The sequence below is a fragment of the Rhizobium sp. SL42 genome (genome assembly GCF_021729845.1).
Classification (GTDB): Bacteria; Pseudomonadota; Alphaproteobacteria; order Rhizobiales; family Rhizobiaceae; genus Allorhizobium.
This window is the reverse complement of sequence record NZ_CP063397.1, coordinates 2,261,266-2,279,736: the sequence shown is the minus strand read 5'-3', so window position 1 is coordinate 2,279,736 and position 18,471 is coordinate 2,261,266. Positions and strand designations below refer to the sequence as shown.

15 protein-coding genes and 3 tRNA genes are annotated in these 18,471 nt (G+C 58.8%); 3 read left to right on the top strand and 15 right to left on the bottom strand.

Annotated elements, in window-relative coordinates; all coding sequences use genetic code 11:
• Positions 1–3 precede the first annotated feature (3 nt).
• Together rpsG and rpsL are read right to left on the bottom strand one after the other, a co-directional pair.
• On the bottom strand, positions 4–474 hold the full coding sequence (rpsG, locus tag IM739_RS10770; RefSeq protein ID WP_113144305.1) for a 30S ribosomal protein S7: 471 nt from the start codon (positions 472–474) through the stop codon (positions 4–6).
• A 79-nt stretch (positions 475–553) separates the two neighbouring features.
• On the bottom strand, positions 554–925 hold the full coding sequence (gene rpsL, locus IM739_RS10765) for a 30S ribosomal protein S12 (protein WP_003507760.1): 372 nt from the start codon (positions 923–925) through the stop codon (positions 554–556).
• Between the two features lie 510 nt (positions 926–1,435).
• On the opposite strand from rpsL, the gene IM739_RS10760 reads away from it, so the two are divergent.
• Entirely contained in the window at positions 1,436–1,729 is a 294-nt protein-coding gene (locus IM739_RS10760; protein ID WP_159951513.1) for a transcriptional regulator, read from the top strand.
• 83 nt (positions 1,730–1,812) lie between these two features.
• Here the strand turns inward: IM739_RS10760 and IM739_RS10755 are convergent, their stop codons facing one another.
• From IM739_RS10755 to IM739_RS10710, 10 genes are all read right to left on the bottom strand, one after another.
• Positions 1,813–1,974: a hypothetical protein gene (locus IM739_RS10755; RefSeq protein WP_237367786.1), complete on the bottom strand. Its 162-nt coding sequence runs from the start codon at positions 1,972–1,974 to the stop codon at positions 1,813–1,815.
• A gap of 159 nt (positions 1,975–2,133) precedes the next feature.
• On the bottom strand, positions 2,134–6,345 hold the full coding sequence (gene rpoC, locus IM739_RS10750) for a DNA-directed RNA polymerase subunit beta' (RefSeq protein ID WP_237367785.1): 4,212 nt from the start codon (positions 6,343–6,345) through the stop codon (positions 2,134–2,136).
• Positions 6,346–6,529: 184 nt separating this feature from the next.
• Positions 6,530–10,666 (bottom strand): DNA-directed RNA polymerase subunit beta, encoded by a 4,137-nt coding sequence (gene rpoB, locus IM739_RS10745; protein ID WP_237367784.1) that lies wholly within the window; start codon positions 10,664–10,666, stop codon positions 6,530–6,532.
• Positions 10,667–10,914: 248 nt separating this feature from the next.
• Complete coding sequence (rplL, locus tag IM739_RS10740) at positions 10,915–11,289, bottom strand: 50S ribosomal protein L7/L12 (RefSeq protein ID WP_007608729.1); 375 nt, start codon at positions 11,287–11,289, stop codon at positions 10,915–10,917.
• Between the two features lie 68 nt (positions 11,290–11,357).
• A complete protein-coding gene (gene rplJ / locus IM739_RS10735) occupies positions 11,358–11,876 on the bottom strand; it encodes a 50S ribosomal protein L10 (protein WP_054160245.1) in 519 nt (172 codons plus the stop codon).
• Between the two features lie 343 nt (positions 11,877–12,219).
• Complete coding sequence (rplA, locus tag IM739_RS10730; protein ID WP_237367783.1) at positions 12,220–12,915, bottom strand: 50S ribosomal protein L1; 696 nt, start codon at positions 12,913–12,915, stop codon at positions 12,220–12,222.
• Between the two features lies 1 nt (position 12,916).
• On the bottom strand, positions 12,917–13,348 hold the full coding sequence (gene rplK / locus IM739_RS10725) for a 50S ribosomal protein L11 (protein ID WP_007608734.1): 432 nt from the start codon (positions 13,346–13,348) through the stop codon (positions 12,917–12,919).
• Positions 13,349–13,496: 148 nt separating this feature from the next.
• Positions 13,497–14,027, bottom strand: a complete 531-nt coding sequence (gene nusG, locus IM739_RS10720; protein WP_007608736.1) for a transcription termination/antitermination protein NusG — start codon at positions 14,025–14,027, stop codon at positions 13,497–13,499.
• Positions 14,028–14,046: 19 nt separating this feature from the next.
• Complete coding sequence (secE, locus tag IM739_RS10715; protein ID WP_007608742.1) at positions 14,047–14,247, bottom strand: preprotein translocase subunit SecE; 201 nt, start codon at positions 14,245–14,247, stop codon at positions 14,047–14,049.
• 183 nt (positions 14,248–14,430) lie between these two features.
• Positions 14,431–14,506: transfer RNA gene (locus IM739_RS10710), tRNA-Trp, on the bottom strand.
• Positions 14,507–15,100: 594 nt separating this feature from the next.
• Between IM739_RS10710 and IM739_RS10705 the strand changes: the two genes are divergently transcribed.
• Positions 15,101–15,484 carry a pentapeptide repeat-containing protein gene (locus IM739_RS10705; protein ID WP_237367782.1) on the top strand — a complete coding sequence of 128 codons (384 nt, stop codon included), beginning with the start codon at positions 15,101–15,103 and terminating at the stop codon, positions 15,482–15,484.
• A gap of 159 nt (positions 15,485–15,643) precedes the next feature.
• Here IM739_RS10705 and tuf read toward each other — a convergent pair whose 3' ends face one another.
• From tuf to IM739_RS10690, 3 genes are all read right to left on the bottom strand, one after another.
• The gene (tuf, locus tag IM739_RS10700) at positions 15,644–16,819 is read right to left on the bottom strand and encodes an elongation factor Tu (protein WP_237367781.1); all 1,176 of its coding nucleotides are present in this window, start codon (positions 16,817–16,819) and stop codon (positions 15,644–15,646) included.
• A 220-nt stretch (positions 16,820–17,039) separates the two neighbouring features.
• Positions 17,040–17,113, bottom strand: a tRNA-Gly gene (locus IM739_RS10695).
• 21 nt (positions 17,114–17,134) lie between these two features.
• A tRNA-Tyr gene (locus IM739_RS10690) sits at positions 17,135–17,219 on the bottom strand.
• A 208-nt stretch (positions 17,220–17,427) separates the two neighbouring features.
• Between IM739_RS10690 and rlmB the strand changes: the two genes are divergently transcribed.
• Positions 17,428–18,303 (top strand): 23S rRNA (guanosine(2251)-2'-O)-methyltransferase RlmB, encoded by an 876-nt coding sequence (gene rlmB / locus IM739_RS10685; protein WP_237367780.1) that lies wholly within the window; start codon positions 17,428–17,430, stop codon positions 18,301–18,303.
• The last annotated feature ends 168 nt before the right edge of the window (positions 18,304–18,471 follow it).

Sequence of the window (18,471 nt, the reverse complement as noted above, 5' to 3'; positions counted from 1 at the left end):
AGATTACCAACGGTAATGCGAGAAGGCGCGGTTTGCGTCGGCCATCTTGTGGGTGTCTTCGCGCTTCTTGACAGCGGAGCCACGGTTGTTGGACGCGTCCATCAGTTCGCCCGACAGGCGGTCGATCATGGTGGTCTCGTTGCGCTTGCGAGCGGCAGCGATCAGCCAACGGATGGCGAGGGCCTGACGGCGCTCCGGACGAACGTCAACGGGAACCTGGTAGGTTGCACCACCAACGCGGCGCGAACGCACTTCAACATGCGGCGCGACGTTGTCGAGCGCCTGATGGAAGATAGCGATCGGCTCTGCCTTGGCCTTGGCCTGGACCGCATCAAAAGCACCGTAAACGATGTTTTCAGCGACCGACTTCTTGCCGTGAAGCATGATGGCGTTCATGAACTTGGTGACGACGAGATCGCCGAACTTCGGGTCCGGATTGATTTCGCGCTTTTCTGCACTATGGCGACGGGACATACTAGTTTGTCTCTCAACGGTTAGGACGCTTTACCACGCGGAGAACCTCGCGCAGCGCCGTTAAATCTATAAGGCCGAATTACTTCGGACGCTTCGCACCGTACTTGGAACGACGCTGCTTACGGTTCTTGACACCCTGGGTATCGAGAACGCCGCGGATGATGTGGTAACGAACGCCCGGCAAGTCCTTTACACGACCGCCACGGATCATGACGACGGAGTGTTCCTGCAGGTTGTGACCTTCACCCGGAATGTAGCCGATGACTTCAAAGCCATTGGTCAGACGGATCTTGGCGACCTTACGCAGAGCCGAGTTCGGCTTCTTCGGGGTCGTCGTATAAACGCGGGTGCAAACGCCGCGCTTCTGTGGGTTTTCCTGCAGAGCAGGCACCTTGTTGCGCTTTACCTGTGCCTGACGCGGCTTGCGGATCAGCTGGTTTACGGTAGGCATATAACCATCCCTTGCAAATTTAGTCTCTCAAGCCCTTGCGAGCCCACGGTTTTGCCGTTTCCGGCGGCGGCCGCACATTTTCTTCATGCGCAAAATGTGGCCCGATCCGTTTCAAGCGGATGGACCACAAAAGACAGAGGACGCATTTCGAGAAACGCGTCTTGCGTGCAGCATTCGTGTCGTCAACGTGCGTAAAGAACCTTGTTTGAGACGAACTTCAGGACGCGGCGTCCCAAAAAACCCGGCCTCACATGGGCTCTGATGGCCGGGGGAATACTGTTTTCCCCCTCTTGCGTCAAGTCTCAATCGAAAATTAATGGCCGAAGCGCCTGCAGAGCAGGCCATTGGCGGTCATCCGCACGGGAAAAACGGCGGCGCATGTCGAATTGGCTTGGCTTGATCCGGGAAACTTCTAGATAAGGGGTTGGGCAAGGTCAATTCACCCTACCCTGCCCCCGGACGATTCGATCCTCAGAGAATCGTGACACTCGAACAAGAAGACCAGACGCCATGATCACCAGTCCCGACAACGACAACAATCGCGACGAGCCGATGGTGTTCATCATCATCGCAAAGGCATACGAAACCGAAGGCGGCGAGCCGATCGATCTGCATGTGCTGTTGACGGCGCCGGATGACGATTCGGCCGTGCGGCTGGCACTCAATGCCCTGTCGGAGGAAGGTTTCCTCGAAGCCGACCTCGACCAGATCGGCATGATCACCGGCGAACCCGATGAAGAGCCGCATGCATCCGCATACCAGGGTGCGCTCGAAGGCGAAGTGGCGATCATCCGCTTCAACTGACCGAGCCGTGCTTTGCTGACGTCGACAAGGCCATCCGGTTGCTTCCGGGTGGCCTTTTTACATTGATCACCAAGCGCAGCGGATCACAGCGAGAGAAACTCATCGCTTCGACGTGAAATTGCATCCCTTTCCGGCGGCAGGACGGGATCGGCGCCTTCTTGCAAATGGCCGGCGGGCGTGTACCGGAATGCCACGGTCAGGGTGACGTCGCCCCCTGCAATCCCCACCTCCCCAAGCTTTGTCATGACCATGTCCGCCTGGAGCCGATTCCATACCTTGACGGAATGGACATATGATGCCGGCGCTACGGGCCAGAAGAATGGAAAAAGGCGCCCGGGAGACCCGGGCGCCTTTGATTTGTCAATCTGGCGGATGCGACATGGTCGCACCCGGCCATTTGCAGCTTACTCGGCAGCAGGTGCTGCTTCGCCAGCCAGGTTCTGCAGCATCGGTGTTGCGATGTCTGCGCCTGTGCCCTTCTTGCGTTCCTCGATGATGAGGTCGTCGCGCGAGGTGGCGATGCGGCGGATCTGCGTCATGGTGCCGCCGGTACCGGCCGGGATCAGGCGGCCGACGATGACGTTTTCCTTCAGACCCTGCAGCGTGTCGGTCTTGCCGGCGATCGCAGCTTCCGTGAGAACCTTGGTGGTTTCCTGGAAGGATGCGGCCGAGATGAACGACGGCGTCTGCAGCGATGCCTTGGTGATACCGAGAAGGACCGGATCGCCGTAAGCCGGCTTCTTGCCTTCCTGGATCAGGCGCTCGTTGTTGTCATCCATTTCGATCCGGTCGACATTGTCGCCGACGATGTAATGGCTGTCGCCAGCATCGGTGATCTCGACCTTCTGCAGCATCTGGCGAACGATCACCTCGATGTGCTTGTCGTTGATGACAACGCCCTGCAGACGGTAGACTTCCTGGATTTCGTTGACCAGGTAGGAAGCGAGTGCTTCCACGCCCTTGATCGCCAGGATGTCGTGCGGTGCCGGGTTACCGTCGAGGATGTAGTCACCCTTTTCGATATAGTCGCCGTCCTGAAGGTGGAAGGGCTTGCCCTTCGGGATCAGGTACTCGACCGGCTCGACACCGTCTTCCGCCGGCTCGATGATGACGCGACGCTTGTTCTTGTAGTCGCGGCCGAGGCGGATCGTACCATCGATCTCTGCGATGATGGCATGGTCCTTCGGACGACGGGCTTCGAACAGTTCGGCAACACGCGGCAGACCACCGGTGATGTCCTTGGTCTTGGCGCTTTCCAGCGGCGAACGTGCAAGCACGTCACCCTGGGAGACCTTGGTACCAGGTTCAACCGACAGGATCGCATCCACCGAGAGGAAGAAGCGAGCTTCGCTGCCGCGGGACATCTTCAGGACATTGCCTGCAGCGTCCTTGATGACGATGGCCGGCTTCAGATCCGCACCGCGCGGGGTCGAACGCCAGTCGATAACCTGACGCTTGGTGATGCCGGTGGATTCGTCGGTTGCTTCGAGAACCGAGAGACCGTCGATGACGTCCTCGAAATGCACGATACCTTCGACTTCCGTCATCATCGGGCGTGTGTACGGATCCCACTCGGCCAGACGCTGGCCGCGCTTCACCTTGTCGCCGTCATCGACGAAGACCTTCGAACCGTAGGCCACGCGCTGCGAGGACCGCTCGACACCGCGTTCGTCAAGAATGGTGACAGCCAGGCTGCGGCCCATGGCAATCAGATTGCCATCGGAATTGCGCAGCATGTTGCGGTTCTTGATCTGCACGGTGCCTTCATACGAGGCTTCGAGGAACGACTGGTCGACCACGGTCGCAGTGCCACCAAGGTGGAACGTACGCATGGTGAGCTGGGTTCCCGGTTCACCGATCGACTGCGCCGCGATGACGCCGACGGCTTCGCCCATGTTGACGGGCGTACCGCGGGCCAGATCTCGGCCGTAGCAGATCGAGCAAACGCCGGTCTGAACTTCGCAGGTCAGGGCCGAACGGATACGGATCGACTGGATGCCAGCCTTTTCGATCTCGATGACATCGGGCTCGAGGATCATCTTGCCGGCATCGACGATACGTTCACCCGTGAGCGGATGATCGATGTCGTCAAGCGCCGTACGTCCGAGGACGCGAACGCCGATGGAAGCCACGACCTGACCGGCATCGATGATCGCCGTCATGGTCAGGCCCTTGTCGGTGCCGCAATCCACGAGGTTGACGATGCAATCCTGCGCGACGTCAACGAGACGACGGGTCAGGTAACCGGAGTTCGCGGTCTTCAGAGCCGTGTCTGCGAGACCCTTACGGGCACCGTGGGTCGAGTTGAAGTACTCGTTAACGGTCAGACCTTCCTTGAAGTTCGAGATGATCGGCGTCTCGATGATTTCACCCGACGGCTTGGCCATCAAGCCGCGCATGCCGCCCAGCTGACGCATCTGGTTCGGAGAACCACGTGCACCCGAGTGTGACATCATGTAGATCGCGTTCATCTGCTTCTGGCGACCCGTCTTCGGATCGAACTCGACAGCCTTAATGCGGGCCATCATGTCCTCGGCGACCTTTTCGGTTGCCTTGCCCCAAGCATCAACGACCTTGTTGTACTTTTCGCCCTGGGTGATCAGGCCGTCATTGTACTGCTGCTCGTATTCCTTCACCAGATTTTCGGTGTCGCCGACGATCTTGGCCTTGGTTTCCGGAATGACCATGTCGTCCTTGCCGAACGAGATGCCGGCCTTGCACGCATGGCTGAAGCCGAGCTGCATGATCCGGTCGCAGAAGATGACCGTGTCTTTCTGGCCGCAGTGACGGTAGACCGTGTCGATCATCTTGGAGATGTTCTTCTTGGTCATTTCCTGGTTGCAGGTGTCGAAAGGCACCTTGAAGTTCTTCGGCAGAAGTTCGCCGATGAGCATACGACCAGGCGTCGTTTCGAAAATCTGCGACACCGGGTTGCCAGCTTCGTCAACCGTCTTGAAACGGCCGCGGATCTTGGCATGCAGGGTGACGACCTTGTTTTCCAGCGCGTGATGCAGTTCGCCGATGTCGGAGAAGGCCATGCCTTCGCCCGGCTCGTTCTGGTTCATGATCGACAGGTAGTAGAGACCCAGAACCATGTCCTGCGACGGAACGATGATCGGTGCACCGTTGGCCGGGTGCAGGATGTTGTTCGTCGACATCATCAGAACGCGGGCTTCAAGCTGGGCTTCGAGCGACAGCGGCACGTGAACGGCCATCTGGTCGCCGTCGAAGTCGGCGTTGAAGGCCGTGCAGACGAGCGGATGCAGCTGGATAGCCTTGCCTTCGACCAGCGTGGGTTCGAAGGCCTGGATGCCCAGGCGGTGCAGCGTCGGTGCGCGGTTGAGCAGAACCGGATGCTCGCGGATGACCTCGTCGAGGATATCCCAGACTTCCGGCTTTTCCTTTTCAACCAGCTTCTTGGCCTGCTTGACGGTCGAGGAGTAACCCTTGGCGTCGAGACGGGCGTAGATGAACGGCTTGAACAGCTCGAGCGCCATCTTCTTCGGCAGGCCGCACTGATGCAGCTTCAGTTCCGGACCGGTCACGATAACCGAACGGCCGGAATAGTCGACGCGCTTGCCGAGAAGGTTCTGGCGGAAGCGGCCCTGCTTGCCCTTCAGCATGTCGGACAGCGACTTCAGCGGGCGCTTGTTGGCGCCGGTGATGACGCGGCCACGACGGCCGTTGTCGAAGAGCGCGTCTACAGATTCCTGCAGCATGCGCTTTTCGTTGCGGATGATGATGCCCGGCGCGCGCAGTTCGATCAGGCGCTTCAGACGGTTGTTACGGTTGATGACGCGGCGGTACAGATCGTTGAGGTCAGACGTCGCGAAACGGCCGCCGTCCAGAGGAACGAGCGGGCGCAGATCCGGCGGGATCACCGGAACGACCTTCATGATCATCCATTCCGGACGGTTGCCGGATTCCATGAAGTTCTCGACGATCTTCAGGCGCTTCATCAACTTCTTCTGCTTGAGATCCGAAGTGGTCTCAGCCAGATCAGCACGCAGGTCGCCGGCGATCTTCTCGAGGTTCATCGAGGCCAGCATCTCGTAGATGGCTTCAGCGCCGATCATGGCGGTGAACTGATCCTCGCCGAACTCGTCGACGGCAATCATGTATTCTTCTTCGGAAAGAAGCTGATTTTCCTTGAGCGACGTCAGGCCCGGCTCGGTGACGATGTAGTTTTCGAAGTAGAGAACGCGCTCTACATCCTTCAACGTCATGTCGAGAAGGGTCGAGATGCGCGACGGAAGCGACTTCAGGAACCAGATATGGGCAACCGGAGCGGCGAGCTCGATATGGCCCATGCGCTCACGGCGAACGCGCGACAACGTTACTTCGACGCCGCACTTTTCGCAGATGATGCCCTTGTACTTCATGCGCTTGTACTTGCCGCACAAGCATTCGTAGTCCTTGATCGGTCCGAAGATACGCGCGCAGAAAAGACCGTCACGCTCAGGCTTGAACGTACGATAGTTGATGGTTTCCGGCTTCTTGATTTCGCCGTAGGACCACGAAAGAATCTTTTCCGGGCTGGCAATCGAAATCCGGATGGAATCGAAGTGCTGCGCCGGTACCGACGGGTTGAAAAGGTTCATGACCTCTTGGTTCATGCCTGTCTCCTTCACGGGGCAAAAGAGCCCTCAATTGGGTATCGGTTTCAGCAAATTCCCGGGATGCTGGACCGAACCCTTAAATGACAATAACCGCCAAATGCGGCAAAACTTCCCGTCCCTGTCCGGACCCGGCCAGGGAGGGAATGGCGTGCGAGACGAGCCCGCACGCCTTTGTCAACTTTTACTCTGCCGCGTCGGGCAGCTGGCCGGCTGCCGCGTCGTCGAGCTTGGAATTCTCCAGTTCGACGCTGAGGCCCAGCGAGCGCATTTCCTTGACGAGAACGTTGAAGCTCTCGGGAATGCCCGCTTCGAAGGTATCGTCGCCACGGACGATCGCTTCGTAGACCTTGGTACGGCCGGCCACGTCGTCCGACTTCACCGTCAGCATTTCCTGCAGGGTGTAGGCGGCGCCGTAGGCTTCCAGCGCCCAGACTTCCATTTCCCCGAAGCGCTGACCGCCGAACTGCGCCTTACCACCGAGCGGCTGCTGGGTGACGAGCGAGTAAGGACCGATCGAACGGGCGTGGATCTTGTCGTCGACCAAGTGGTTCAGCTTGATCATGTACATGTAGCCGACGGTGACCTTGCGGTCGAAGGCTTCACCGGTACGACCATCATACAGAACCGACTGGCCCGACGGATCGAGACCCGCACGCGTCAGCATCTCGGAGACGTCACTCTCGTGCGCACCGTCGAAAACCGGGGTCGCGATCGAAACGCCGCGCTTGGCTTCCTCGGCAAGACGCACCAGCGACTCGTCGTTGAAGTGAGCGACTTCGTCATGCGATTCACTCGCATAGAGTTCGGTCAGCTCGTTGCGCAGATCGCTGATGTCCATGTGCTTGCGATAGTCTTCAAGCATCTGGCCGATCTTCTTGCCCATGCCGGCGCAAGCCCAGGCAAGGTGGGTTTCGAGAATCTGACCGACGTTCATGCGCGAAGGCACGCCGAGCGGGTTCAAGACGATGTCGACATGCGTGCCGTCTTCGAGGAACGGCATGTCTTCGACAGGCACGATACGCGAGACAACACCCTTGTTGCCGTGACGGCCGGCCATCTTGTCGCCTGGCTGGATCTTGCGCTTCACAGCGACAAAGACCTTGACCATCTTCATGACGCCCGGAGGCATTTCGTCGCCGCGCTGAACCTTTTCGACCTTGTCCATGAAGCGCTGTTCAAGGCGCGACTTGGATTCGTCATACTGACCGCGAAGCGCTTCGAGTTCGGCCTGGGCCTTCTCGTCCTCGACGGCGAACATCCACCACTGCGAGCGGGGATATTCGGAGATGACTGCGTTCGAAAGTTCGCCACCCTTCTTGTACCCCTTCGGGCCAGCAATCGAGACGTGGCCACGCAGCATGTCGAGCAGACGGCCGTAGACGTTACGGTCGAGGATCGCCTGTTCGTCGTCACGGTCCTTGGCGAGGCGTTCGATTTCCTCGCGCTCGATCGCCATCGCACGTTCGTCCTTCTCAACGCCGTGGCGATTGAAGACGCGAACTTCGACGACGGTGCCGAACGTGCCCGGAGGCATGCGCATGGACGTGTCGCGGACGTCGGAAGCCTTTTCGCCGAAGATGGCGCGCAGAAGCTTTTCTTCCGGCGTCATCGGGCTTTCGCCCTTCGGCGTGATCTTGCCGACGAGGATGTCACCCGGCTGAACCTCGGCACCGATATACACGATACCGGCTTCGTCGAGATTGCGCAGCGCTTCTTCCGAAACGTTCGGAATGTCGCGGGTGATTTCTTCCGGACCAAGCTTGGTGTCACGGGCCATGACTTCGAATTCCTCGATATGGATCGAGGTGAAGACGTCTTCCGAGACGATGCGCTCCGACATGAGGATCGAGTCCTCATAGTTGTAGCCGTTCCACGGCATGAACGCGACGAGCGCGTTGCGGCCGAGAGCCAGATCGCCGAGGTCGGTCGACGGACCGTCCGCGATGATGTCGCCCTTGTTCAGAACGTCACCGACGGTGACCAGCGGACGCTGGTTGACGCAGGTGTTCTGGTTGGAACGCTGGAACTTCTGCAGGCGATAGATATCAACGCCAGACTTCGACGGATCGAGGTCTTCGGTGGCGCGGATAACGATACGCGTCGCATCGACCTGGTCGACCACGCCGCCGCGACGGGCACCGATGGCGGCGCCGGAGTCACGGGCCACGATCGGCTCCATGCCGGTGCCGACGAACGGGGCTTCGGCACGCAGGAGCGGCACGGCCTGACGCTGCATGTTCGAGCCCATGAGAGCGCGGTTGGCGTCGTCGTTTTCCAGGAACGGGATGAGCGCTGCCGCAACAGACACGAGCTGCTTCGGCGAAACGTCCATCAGGTTGATGGTGTCGCGCGGCGACAGCATAACTTCGCCGGCATGACGGCAAACGACGAACTCTTCGACGAACACGCCGTCCGAGGTCAGCTCGGAATTGGCCTGGGCGACGTAGTACTTCGCTTCTTCCATTGCCGACAGGTAGACCACGTCCTTGGTGACCTTGCCGTCGATGATCTTACGGTACGGGCTTTCGATGAAGCCGTACTTGTTGACGCGGGCAAAGGTGGCCAGCGAGTTGATCAGACCGATGTTCGGGCCTTCCGGCGTCTCGATCGGGCAAATACGGCCGTAATGGGTCGGATGAACGTCGCGGACTTCGAAGCCTGCGCGCTCGCGGGTCAGACCACCCGGTCCAAGAGCCGAGAGACGGCGCTTGTGGGTGATTTCCGAAAGCGGGTTCACCTGGTCCATGAACTGCGACAGCTGCGACGAGCCGAAGAATTCGCGAACGGCAGCTGCCGCCGGCTTGGCATTGATCAGGTCCTGCGGCATGACGGTGTCGATTTCGATCGACGACATGCGTTCCTTGATGGCGCGTTCCATGCGCAGCAGACCCAGACGATACTGGTTCTCCATCAATTCACCGACCGAGCGAACGCGGCGGTTGCCGAGGTTGTCGATGTCGTCGATTTCGCCCTTGCCGTCGCGCAGCTCGACCAGCATCTTGACCACGGCCAGGATGTCGTCCTTGCGCAGGACACGAACGGTGTCTTCGACGTCGAGGTCGAGGCGCATGTTCATCTTGACGCGGCCAACGGCGGACAGGTCATAACGCTCGCTGTCGAAGAACAGCGAGTTGAACATGGCTTCGGCCGAATCCATCGTCGGCGGCTCGCCCGGGCGCATGACGCGGTAGATGTCGAACAGAGCGTCCTGACGGTTCTCGTTCTTGTCTGCGGCCAGCGTGTTGCGGATGTAGGCACCCACGTTGATGTGGTCGATGCCGAGAACCGGGATTTCGTCGAAACCGGTTTCCAGGATCTGCGGCAGCGTCTTCTCGTCGATTTCCGCGCCGGCTTCCATGTAGATTTCGCCGGTCGCCATATTGACCAGGTCTTCAGCGAGGAAGTTGCCGTACAGGTCTTCGTCGGCCGCGCGCAGAGCCTTCAGGCCCTTTTCGGTCAGCTGGCGGAGAAGGCGCGGGGTCAGCTTCTTGCCACCTTCGACCACGACTTCGCCGGTGTCGGCGTCGATCATGTCGGTGATGGTCTTCGCGCCCTTCAGCGTTTCCGGGGTGAACGGAATGCGCCAGCCCTTGCCGTCGCGAACGTAGTTCGACTTGGTGTAGAACGTCGACAGGATTTCTTCGCCATCCATGCCGAGCGCCATCAGCAGCGAGGTCACAGGGATCTTGCGGCGACGGTCGATACGGGCGTGGACGATGTCCTTGGCGTCGAATTCGATGTCGAGCCAGGAACCGCGATAGGGGATCACGCGGGCAGCAAACAAGAGCTTGCCCGACGAATGGCTCTTGCCCTTGTCGTGGTCGAAGAACACGCCCGGCGAACGGTGCATCTGAGACACGATGACGCGCTCGGTACCGTTGACGATGAACGTGCCGTTGTTGGTCATGAGCGGCATGTCGCCCATGTAGACGGACTGTTCCTTGATGTCCTTGATCGAGCGAGCGCCCGTATCCTCATCAATATCGAACACGATCAGGCGCAGCGTGACCTTGAGCGGTGCAGCATAGGTCAGGTCGCGCTGACGGCATTCGTCAACGTCGAACTTCGGTTGTTCGAATTCGTAGGACACGAATTCCAGCATCGATGCACCGGAAAAATCGGTGATCGGGAATACGGACCTGAAAACGGCATTCAGCCCCTCGTCGGGACGGCCACCTTCCGGCTCGTCAACCATGAGGAACTGGTCATAAGATGCCTTCTGAACCTCAATAAGGTTCGGCATTTCTGCGACTTCTGGAATTTTTCCGAAAAACTTGCGTACGCGCCTGCGACCGTTAAAGGTAAGGGTCTGAGCCATCGTCGCTCCTTGTCAGTTTGCACCCGGGCCTGCAACAGACGGTGACCGCTGGCCAGGCGGCTCCGTCAAAAAATGGATCACTCAATCTCGTCTCGAGATCCGGGCGGCCGGCCGGTTTGCCGGGTGCGCGGGTCGAGACCATCCTCTTGAGAACCCATTACCCAGGGACCGTTTTCATACGGTTCCTGGGTAATATGTTCGGAGGAAACCGGCGAGAGAAGGAAACCTTCCCTCGCCGCATTCCGATATTACTTAACGTCGACCTTAGCGCCGGCGTCTTCAAGCTTCTTCTTGAGGTCGGCAGCTTCAGCCTTCGAAACGCCTTCCTTGACAGCCTTCGGAGCGCCTTCGACGAGGTCCTTGGCTTCCTTCAGGCCGAGACCTGTGATAGCGCGGACTTCCTTGATGACGTTGATCTTGTTTGCGCCGGCATCCGTGAGGACGACGTCAAACTCGGTCTTTTCTTCTTCAACAGCAGCAGCAGCGCCGCCGCCAGCAGCAGCTACAGCTACAGGAGCAGCTGCAGAAACGCCCCACTTTTCTTCGAGAAGCTTGGAAAGCTCAGCAGCTTCCAGAACGGTCAGAGCCGAGAGGTCGTCTACGATCTTTGCGAGATCAGCCATTTTACTATTTCCTTATAGATGTTCGGTTCGAAACGAACGAGTTAGGGTATGAACAGCGAAAAACCGCCTTACGCGGCTTCGTCCTTCTTTGCATAGGCCGCAAACACGCGGGCAAGCTGAGCTGCCGGTGCCTGTACCACACCTGCGATACGGGTAGCCGGTGTCTGGATCATGCCCAGCAGCTTCGCACGCAGCTCGTCCAGCGAAGGCAGGGTCGCAAGCGACTTGACTGCATCGGCGGTGAGCGTGGTTGTTCCCATGGCGCCACCGAGAACAACGATCTTGTCGTTGGTCTTGGCGAAATCCATGACGACCTTCGGAGCCGTGATCGGATCATTGCTGAATGCAATCAGCGTCTGACCCTTGAAGAGATCGGTGATCCCTTCGGCTTCCGTGCCCTGAAGAGCGATCTTGGCCAGGCGGTTCTTCGCGACTTTGACGGTGCCGCCAGCAGCGCGCATCTTCGAACGAAAATCGTTCATCTGCGCAACCGTGACACCAGCATAGTGGGCCACAACAACCGAACCGGAAGCCTTGAAGACTTCGTTCAGTTCTGTGACGAATTCGCGTTTTTCCGCTCTTTCCACTGTCTGTCTCCAGTTGATGAGACCGCAATCCTGCAGGCCTCACCGGGTTTGCCTTTTGCCTCAAGGGATCCAAATCAATCAGATCCCGAGCGACGCTTGAGGATCCTGCCCCCTCGCACCGAAGCTTTGCTTCAATGCCAAGGCGAATAAGGCTCGAACCGAACTTCAAGACGTCTACAGACGTTTAAAATCGGGTCTTACCCCGTCTCATGCAGGTGAATATTAAGGCCCTGGGGCCACCCACAATCTCGGACAGGAGTGTCTGGTTTTGAGGCCAGACATTTCCGGCCCCGAAAGGCCGGAAACTTGGTTGGCCGGAGCGCGAAGCCCCGGCCGAAATGGATTAAACCGTAACCGTCGACGGATCGATCTTGACGCCCGGCCCCATGGTCGAGGAGATCGCTACGCGCTTGACGTAGTTACCCTTGGCGCCAGCCGGCTTTGCCTTGACGACGGCGTCAGCAAAGGCCTTGATGTTTTCTTCGAGCGCCTTGGCGTCGAAGGAAGCCTTGCCGATACCGGCATGGATGATACCAGCCTTCTCGACGCGGAACTCGACAGCACCGCCCTTGGATGCCTTGACGGCGCCAGCGACGTCCATGGTCACGGTACCGACCTTCGGGTTCGGCATCATGCCACGCGGGCCGAGAACCTTACCGAGACGACCGACGAGCGGCATCATGTCCGGGGTCGCGATGCAACGATCGAAGTCGATCTTGCCGCCCTGGACGATTTCGACGAGGTCTTCGGCGCCGACGATGTCTGCGCCTGCGGCCTTGGCTTCGTCAGCCTTGGCGCCACGTGCGAAAACAGCAACGCGAACGTCACGGCCGGTGCCGTTCGGCAGGTTGACAACGCCACGAACCATCTGGTCGGCATGACGCGGGTCAACACCGAGGTTCATTGCGATTTCGACGGTTTCGTCGAACTTGGCAACCGCACGTTCCTTGACCATCGAGATGGCTTCGGAAAGAGCAACGAGTTTGGTCGGATCTACGCCTTCGCGGATCTTCTGAATACGCTTTGCAAGCTTTGCCATGTTAAGCCACCACTTCCAGGCCCATGGAGCGGGCAGAGCCCTCGACCATTGCCATTGCGCCGTCGACGTCGGCTGCGTTCAGATCCTTCATCTTACCTTCGGCGATCGCACGGACCTGAGCCTTGGTGATGGTACCGACCTTCGCACCCTTGCCCGGCGTCTTGGAACCGGAGGTGATCTTTGCTTCCTTCTTCAGCCAGTAGGTAACCGGCGGCTGCTTCATGACGAAGGTGAAGGACTTGTCCTGGTAATAGGTGATGACGACCGGGATCGGCATACCCTTTTCCATTTCCTGCGTGGCGGCATTGAACGCCTTGCAGAATTCCATGATGTTAACGCCACGCTGACCAAGCGCCGGGCCAATTGGCGGGGACGGGTTAGCCGATCCTGCCTTGACCTGAAGCTTGAGCTGGCCTGCAACTTTCTTAGCCATATCTCTCTGCCTTTCATAAGGAACCGATTGCGCGGCTCCGGTGTGCCGGTGTTATCCGGCGGCTGCGGTTGCGTGGTGCGTCTGGTCAGTCCGGCTTAGAGACTGCCATCCTCCCACGCGGTTCGGGGAGTTTCCTCCCCTGCTCCACTCAGACCTTTTCGACCTGAGCGTATTCCAGTTCGACAGGGGTCGCGCGACCGAAGATGGAGACCTCCACCTTGAGACGCGAACGCTCTTCATCGACATCCTGAACAACGCCGTTGAACGACGCGAACGGACCATCGGAGACGCGAACCTGTTCGCCGATCTCGAAGGTAACGGAAGACTTCGGACGCTCAACACCCTCCTGGACCTGGCCCAGGATGCGCTCGGCTTCGAAATCAGGGATCGGAACCGGCTTGTTGTCGGATCCGAGGAAACCCGTAACCTTCGGGGTATTCTTGATCAGGTGATAGGCTTCGTCCGTCAGATTCGCCCGGACCATGACATAGCCCGGGAAGAACTTGCGTTCGCTATCAACCTTGCGGCCGCGACGAACCTCGACGACCTTTTCGGTCGGGACGAGGATCTTTTCGAACAAGTGAGTGAGACCCTTCTGACGGGCCTTGTTCTCAATGTCCTCAGCGACCTTCTTTTCAAAATTCGAGTATGCGTGGACGATATACCAACGTGCCGCCATGTCCGTCTCCGTCCGTTTTTTAGTTGCCGAGGCTCAGCACAAGGCTGAGAAGCCAGCCGATGAGCTGGTCAGCGCCGAAGAAAAACAGCGCGGCGAAAACGACCATCGCCAGAACCATGAGCGTCGAAATCACCGTCTCGCGACGCGAGGGCCACGTGACTTTGGACGTCTCGGAGCGCACCTGCTGCAGAAACGCGAATGGATTAGACTTGGATGCCATTTAATGCCCACGCATTTACGGCGCGTAAAGCTGAATATCTCAGCCCCACGCACCGCGTGTCTGTTTGAACCCTACATAAAGGCCGATTCCCTTTTTCACAAGAGGGAAACAGACCTTCAGCAACTTTTTGGCTTATGCCATCAATCATCGAACGTCGCGAAGCAAAGCGCGCCGTACTGAAAATGGCAGGGGCAGCCGGGCTTGAACCGACGACCTGCGGTTTTGGAGACCGCCGCTCTACCAACTGAGCTATACCCCTAAGCCGTCCTGCGGATTGAACATAACCGTTCTGTCCGAGGCATGGCGCACCCTTTAAGGCGGCAAACCCGGATTGGCAAGAGCCTTTTTATTCCTTTTTGCCAAAGCCGCCAACTTCGCGCACGATCCACCTCAAAGAATCCAGTCTGCAAGGCGCGACAGCCAAACGCACACCCAACATCCACATCCATGGCGTGACTGGGGCCACTACAGATCACCCGGCAGGCCTGCGACTTTCGCCAGTTCACGCATCGGGCAGCCCCTTCTTGATTCGACCCTGATACTGAAGGTCGCCCATGATGGAAAGGGAGCCTCACGGCGCCTGAATTCGCGCTCGATCGCCACATCGCGCACCTTCGACGCCACTCCCGCGCCACCCCAAAACCCATGCCACCAAGGGGCTAGCGGATAGCTGTTTCATGCATTCACTTATTCACTAATTTCCTAAGTTACTAATTATTTCAGCGAGCAGGGTCCTCGCCTCTCCAACTTCCGCGCCTGTCGGAAGGGCAAACATGAGGCTCGCTTGCCTGCACGGCGCAATTGGCGAATAGTGAAGCCATCAGACGTCCAGTTGCCTTCGTTGGGAGACTTCATGATTCGTATCCACAATGCCGCCCTGCCCGCCTCTGAATTCGAAGACGCCAACCTCAGCGGGTCGCGGTTCATCGACGTCAATCTGGAAGAAGCCGTGTTCAGCGACGTCAACCTCGACAATGTGCTGATCAGCGATGCGCGAGCCTATCATGCGACATTCCGCAAGACTTCGATGGAAAGCGCCACATTCGAGAATATAGACATGCGCTCGGTGGCGCTGCGGCATGTCGACCTCGACGGTGCTTCCATCCGCTTCGCCAGCCTGGTCAATCTGTCGATCGCCGAATGTGACCTGCGGGGCATGAGCATCAACGGCTATCTCGTGACGGATCTGCTGAAGCTGGTGGAGATGCCGCACTCCAACGAGGAGATGGAGGAATAAATGCTGCTGAACGACATCCGGGCTTGACCAGAAGGCTATGGAACATCAGCCATAACCCTAGGACAGCGCGCGTCCAGCGGCACAGCAAAGCTGCTCACCGCAATACGCAAAAAAGCCCCGCCGTTTCCGGCGAGGCTCTTCATTCATAGACTCAATCGATTACTCGATGATCGAGGCAACGATGCCGGCGCCGACGGTACGGCCGCCTTCGCGGATTGCGAAGCGCAGCTTTTCTTCCATCGCGATCGGAACGATCAGCTCAACCTGAACCGTGACGTTGTCGCCAGGCATAACCATTTCCGTGCCTTCCGGAAGCGACACGATGCCGGTCACGTCCGTCGTGCGGAAGTAGAACTGCGGACGGTAGTTCGTGAAGAACGGCGTATGACGGCCGCCTTCTTCCTTCGTCAGGATGTAGGCTTCTGCCATGAACTTCTTGTGCGGCTTGACCGAACCCGGCTTGCACAGGATCTGACCACGCTCGACGTCGTCACGCTGAATACCACGAACCAGCGCACCGATGTTGTCGCCAGCCTGGCCCTGATCGAGCAGCTTGCGGAACATTTCAACGCCCGTAACCGTCGTCTTCTTGGTGGCGCGGATGCCGACGAACTCGACTTCTTCACCAACCTTGACGATGCCACGCTCGACGCGGCCGGTCACAACCGTACCACGACCCGAGATCGAGAACACGTCTTCGATCGGCATCAGGAACGGCTGGTCGATCGGACGCTCAGGCGTCGGGATGTATTCGTCAACAGCCGCCATCAGCGCGCGCACGGCGTCTTCGCCGATCGTCTTGTTGCTGTCGTTCAGGGCGGCAAGAGCCGAACCCTTGACGAACGGAATGTCGTCGCCCGGGAAGTCGTAGGACGACAGAAGTTCGCGAACTTCCAGTTCGACCAGTTCCAGCAGTTCTTCGTCGTCGACCTGGTCAACCTTGTTGAGGAAGACAACGATCGCCGGAACGCCAACCTGACGGGCGAGCAGGATGTGCTCGCGGGTCTGCGGCATCGGGCCGTCGGCAGCCGAGCAAACCAGGATCGCGCCGTCCATCTGGGCTGCACCGGTGATCATGTTCTTGACGTAGTCGGCGTGGCCGGGGCAGTCAACGTGGGCGTAGTGGCGGTTCGGCGTCTCATACTCGACGTGTGCCGTCGAAATGGTGATGCCACGTGCCTTTTCTTCCGGAGCGGCGTCGATCTGATCGTAGGCCTTGAATTCACCGAAATACTTGGTGATCGCAGCCGTCAGAGACGTCTTGCCGTGGTCGACGTGGCCGATCGTGCCGATGTTGACGTGCGGCTTGTTGCGCTCAAACTTACTCTTTGCCATTTGAATGCTTCCTATGAACGAAAAGAGGTTGCCCCGGGCGAACCGGTTTGGTCCCGCCGTTTAAGGGTTTCGAGAGGATTGCGCAAGCGTTAAATGCTGGCCGGGAACGGGGGCAAAAATGCGGCCCGCAGACGCGCCCAGAGAAACAAGGCACCAAAGATCCCGTAACGGAAAGCTGTTGGTTAAAATCGTTTTATTTCAAGCTGCTGCGTAAAAAACTTGGAGCGGGTAACGGGAATCGAACCCGTGTATTCAGCTTGGAAGGCTGCTGCTCTACCATTGAGCTATACCCGCAGTATGTGATCCGAGGACGAATGGTGGAGAGAGTTGGATTTGAACCAACGTAGGCTGAGCCAACGGATTTACAGTCCGTCCCCTTTAACCACTCGGGCATCTCTCCAGTTTTTCGTCCGGATCAAAGCGACCAAGCTTTTCATTCCAGACCGGTGGAGCGGCGCCCCCTCGGTCTGCGGCGGGTATATGACTGCCCAATTCCCTGATGTCAACACAATGACATAGGAAAAATTTCGAAAAATTTCGGAGCCCCAGAAATGCGCGGTTTTCGCGTCGGGTCTATCCCCAGATGCATCGGAGCGTTATAAGGCTGCATGGCTAAAGACACTCCCGACGACAAATCCTCCCGCGACACCCACTATGCTACGCTGCGCCGCCAGGTGCGCGATGCAAAGCGCGAGCGTGGCGAAATTCCAACCCCGCAGCCGCAGAAGCGACGCAAGAGCAATGCCGACTGGACGCCGCCGCCGATAGCGCCCGACCAGGTGCATCTCTACGGCCTGCATACCGTGCGTGCCGCCCTCGACAATCCCGAGCGCAAGCTGATCAAGCTGTCGGCAACGCAGAACGCGCTGGTTCGGCTCGAAATCGAATCGGTGGCGGCCCTCGGCTTCCCGGTCGAGATGGTCACGCCGCAGGATCTGGACAAGATCCTCGGGCCGGAAGCCATTCATCAGGGCGTCATGCTCGAAACCCGTCCCCTGCCCGTGCGCCGGCTGGAAGCGCTTAAGGAAAGCCCGCTGCTTCTGGTGCTCGACCAGGTTACCGATCCGCACAATGTCGGCGCGATCATGCGTTCGGCGGTCGCGTTCGGCGCCGGCGCCGTGATCACCACCATGCGGCACAGCCCGACCGAATCCGGCGTGCTGGCAAAATCGGCATCGGGGGCGCTCGAAATGATCCCCTATATCCAGATCACCAATCTATCGGATGCACTGGCTGAACTGCACAAGCTCGGCTTCTTTTCCATCGGCCTTGATTCGGACGGCCCGCAACCGATGGAGAGTAGCCTGACCGGTGACAAGATCGCCCTGGTCCTGGGCTCCGAAGGCAAGGGCCTCAGGCAGAAGACGCGCGATACGGTTTCGGCACTGGCCCGTCTCGACATGCCGGGAGAAATCAAGTCGCTCAACGTCTCCAATGCGGCGGCGATCGCGCTCTATGCCACGCGCCAGCATCTGGCAAAATAACCGTCACCTTTGCCGGTATCGACGGAACGCTGCGCAATCGTGACAGCCGTTCCCTCGAGCCGGCAAAGACGCAATCACGTTCGCCGGCGGGCGCGGTATTCTTCCCATTTCAGCGCGGGTCATTTTTCACACGACTATCGTGACGCGCCGGAAGCGGGCGCAAGCGCC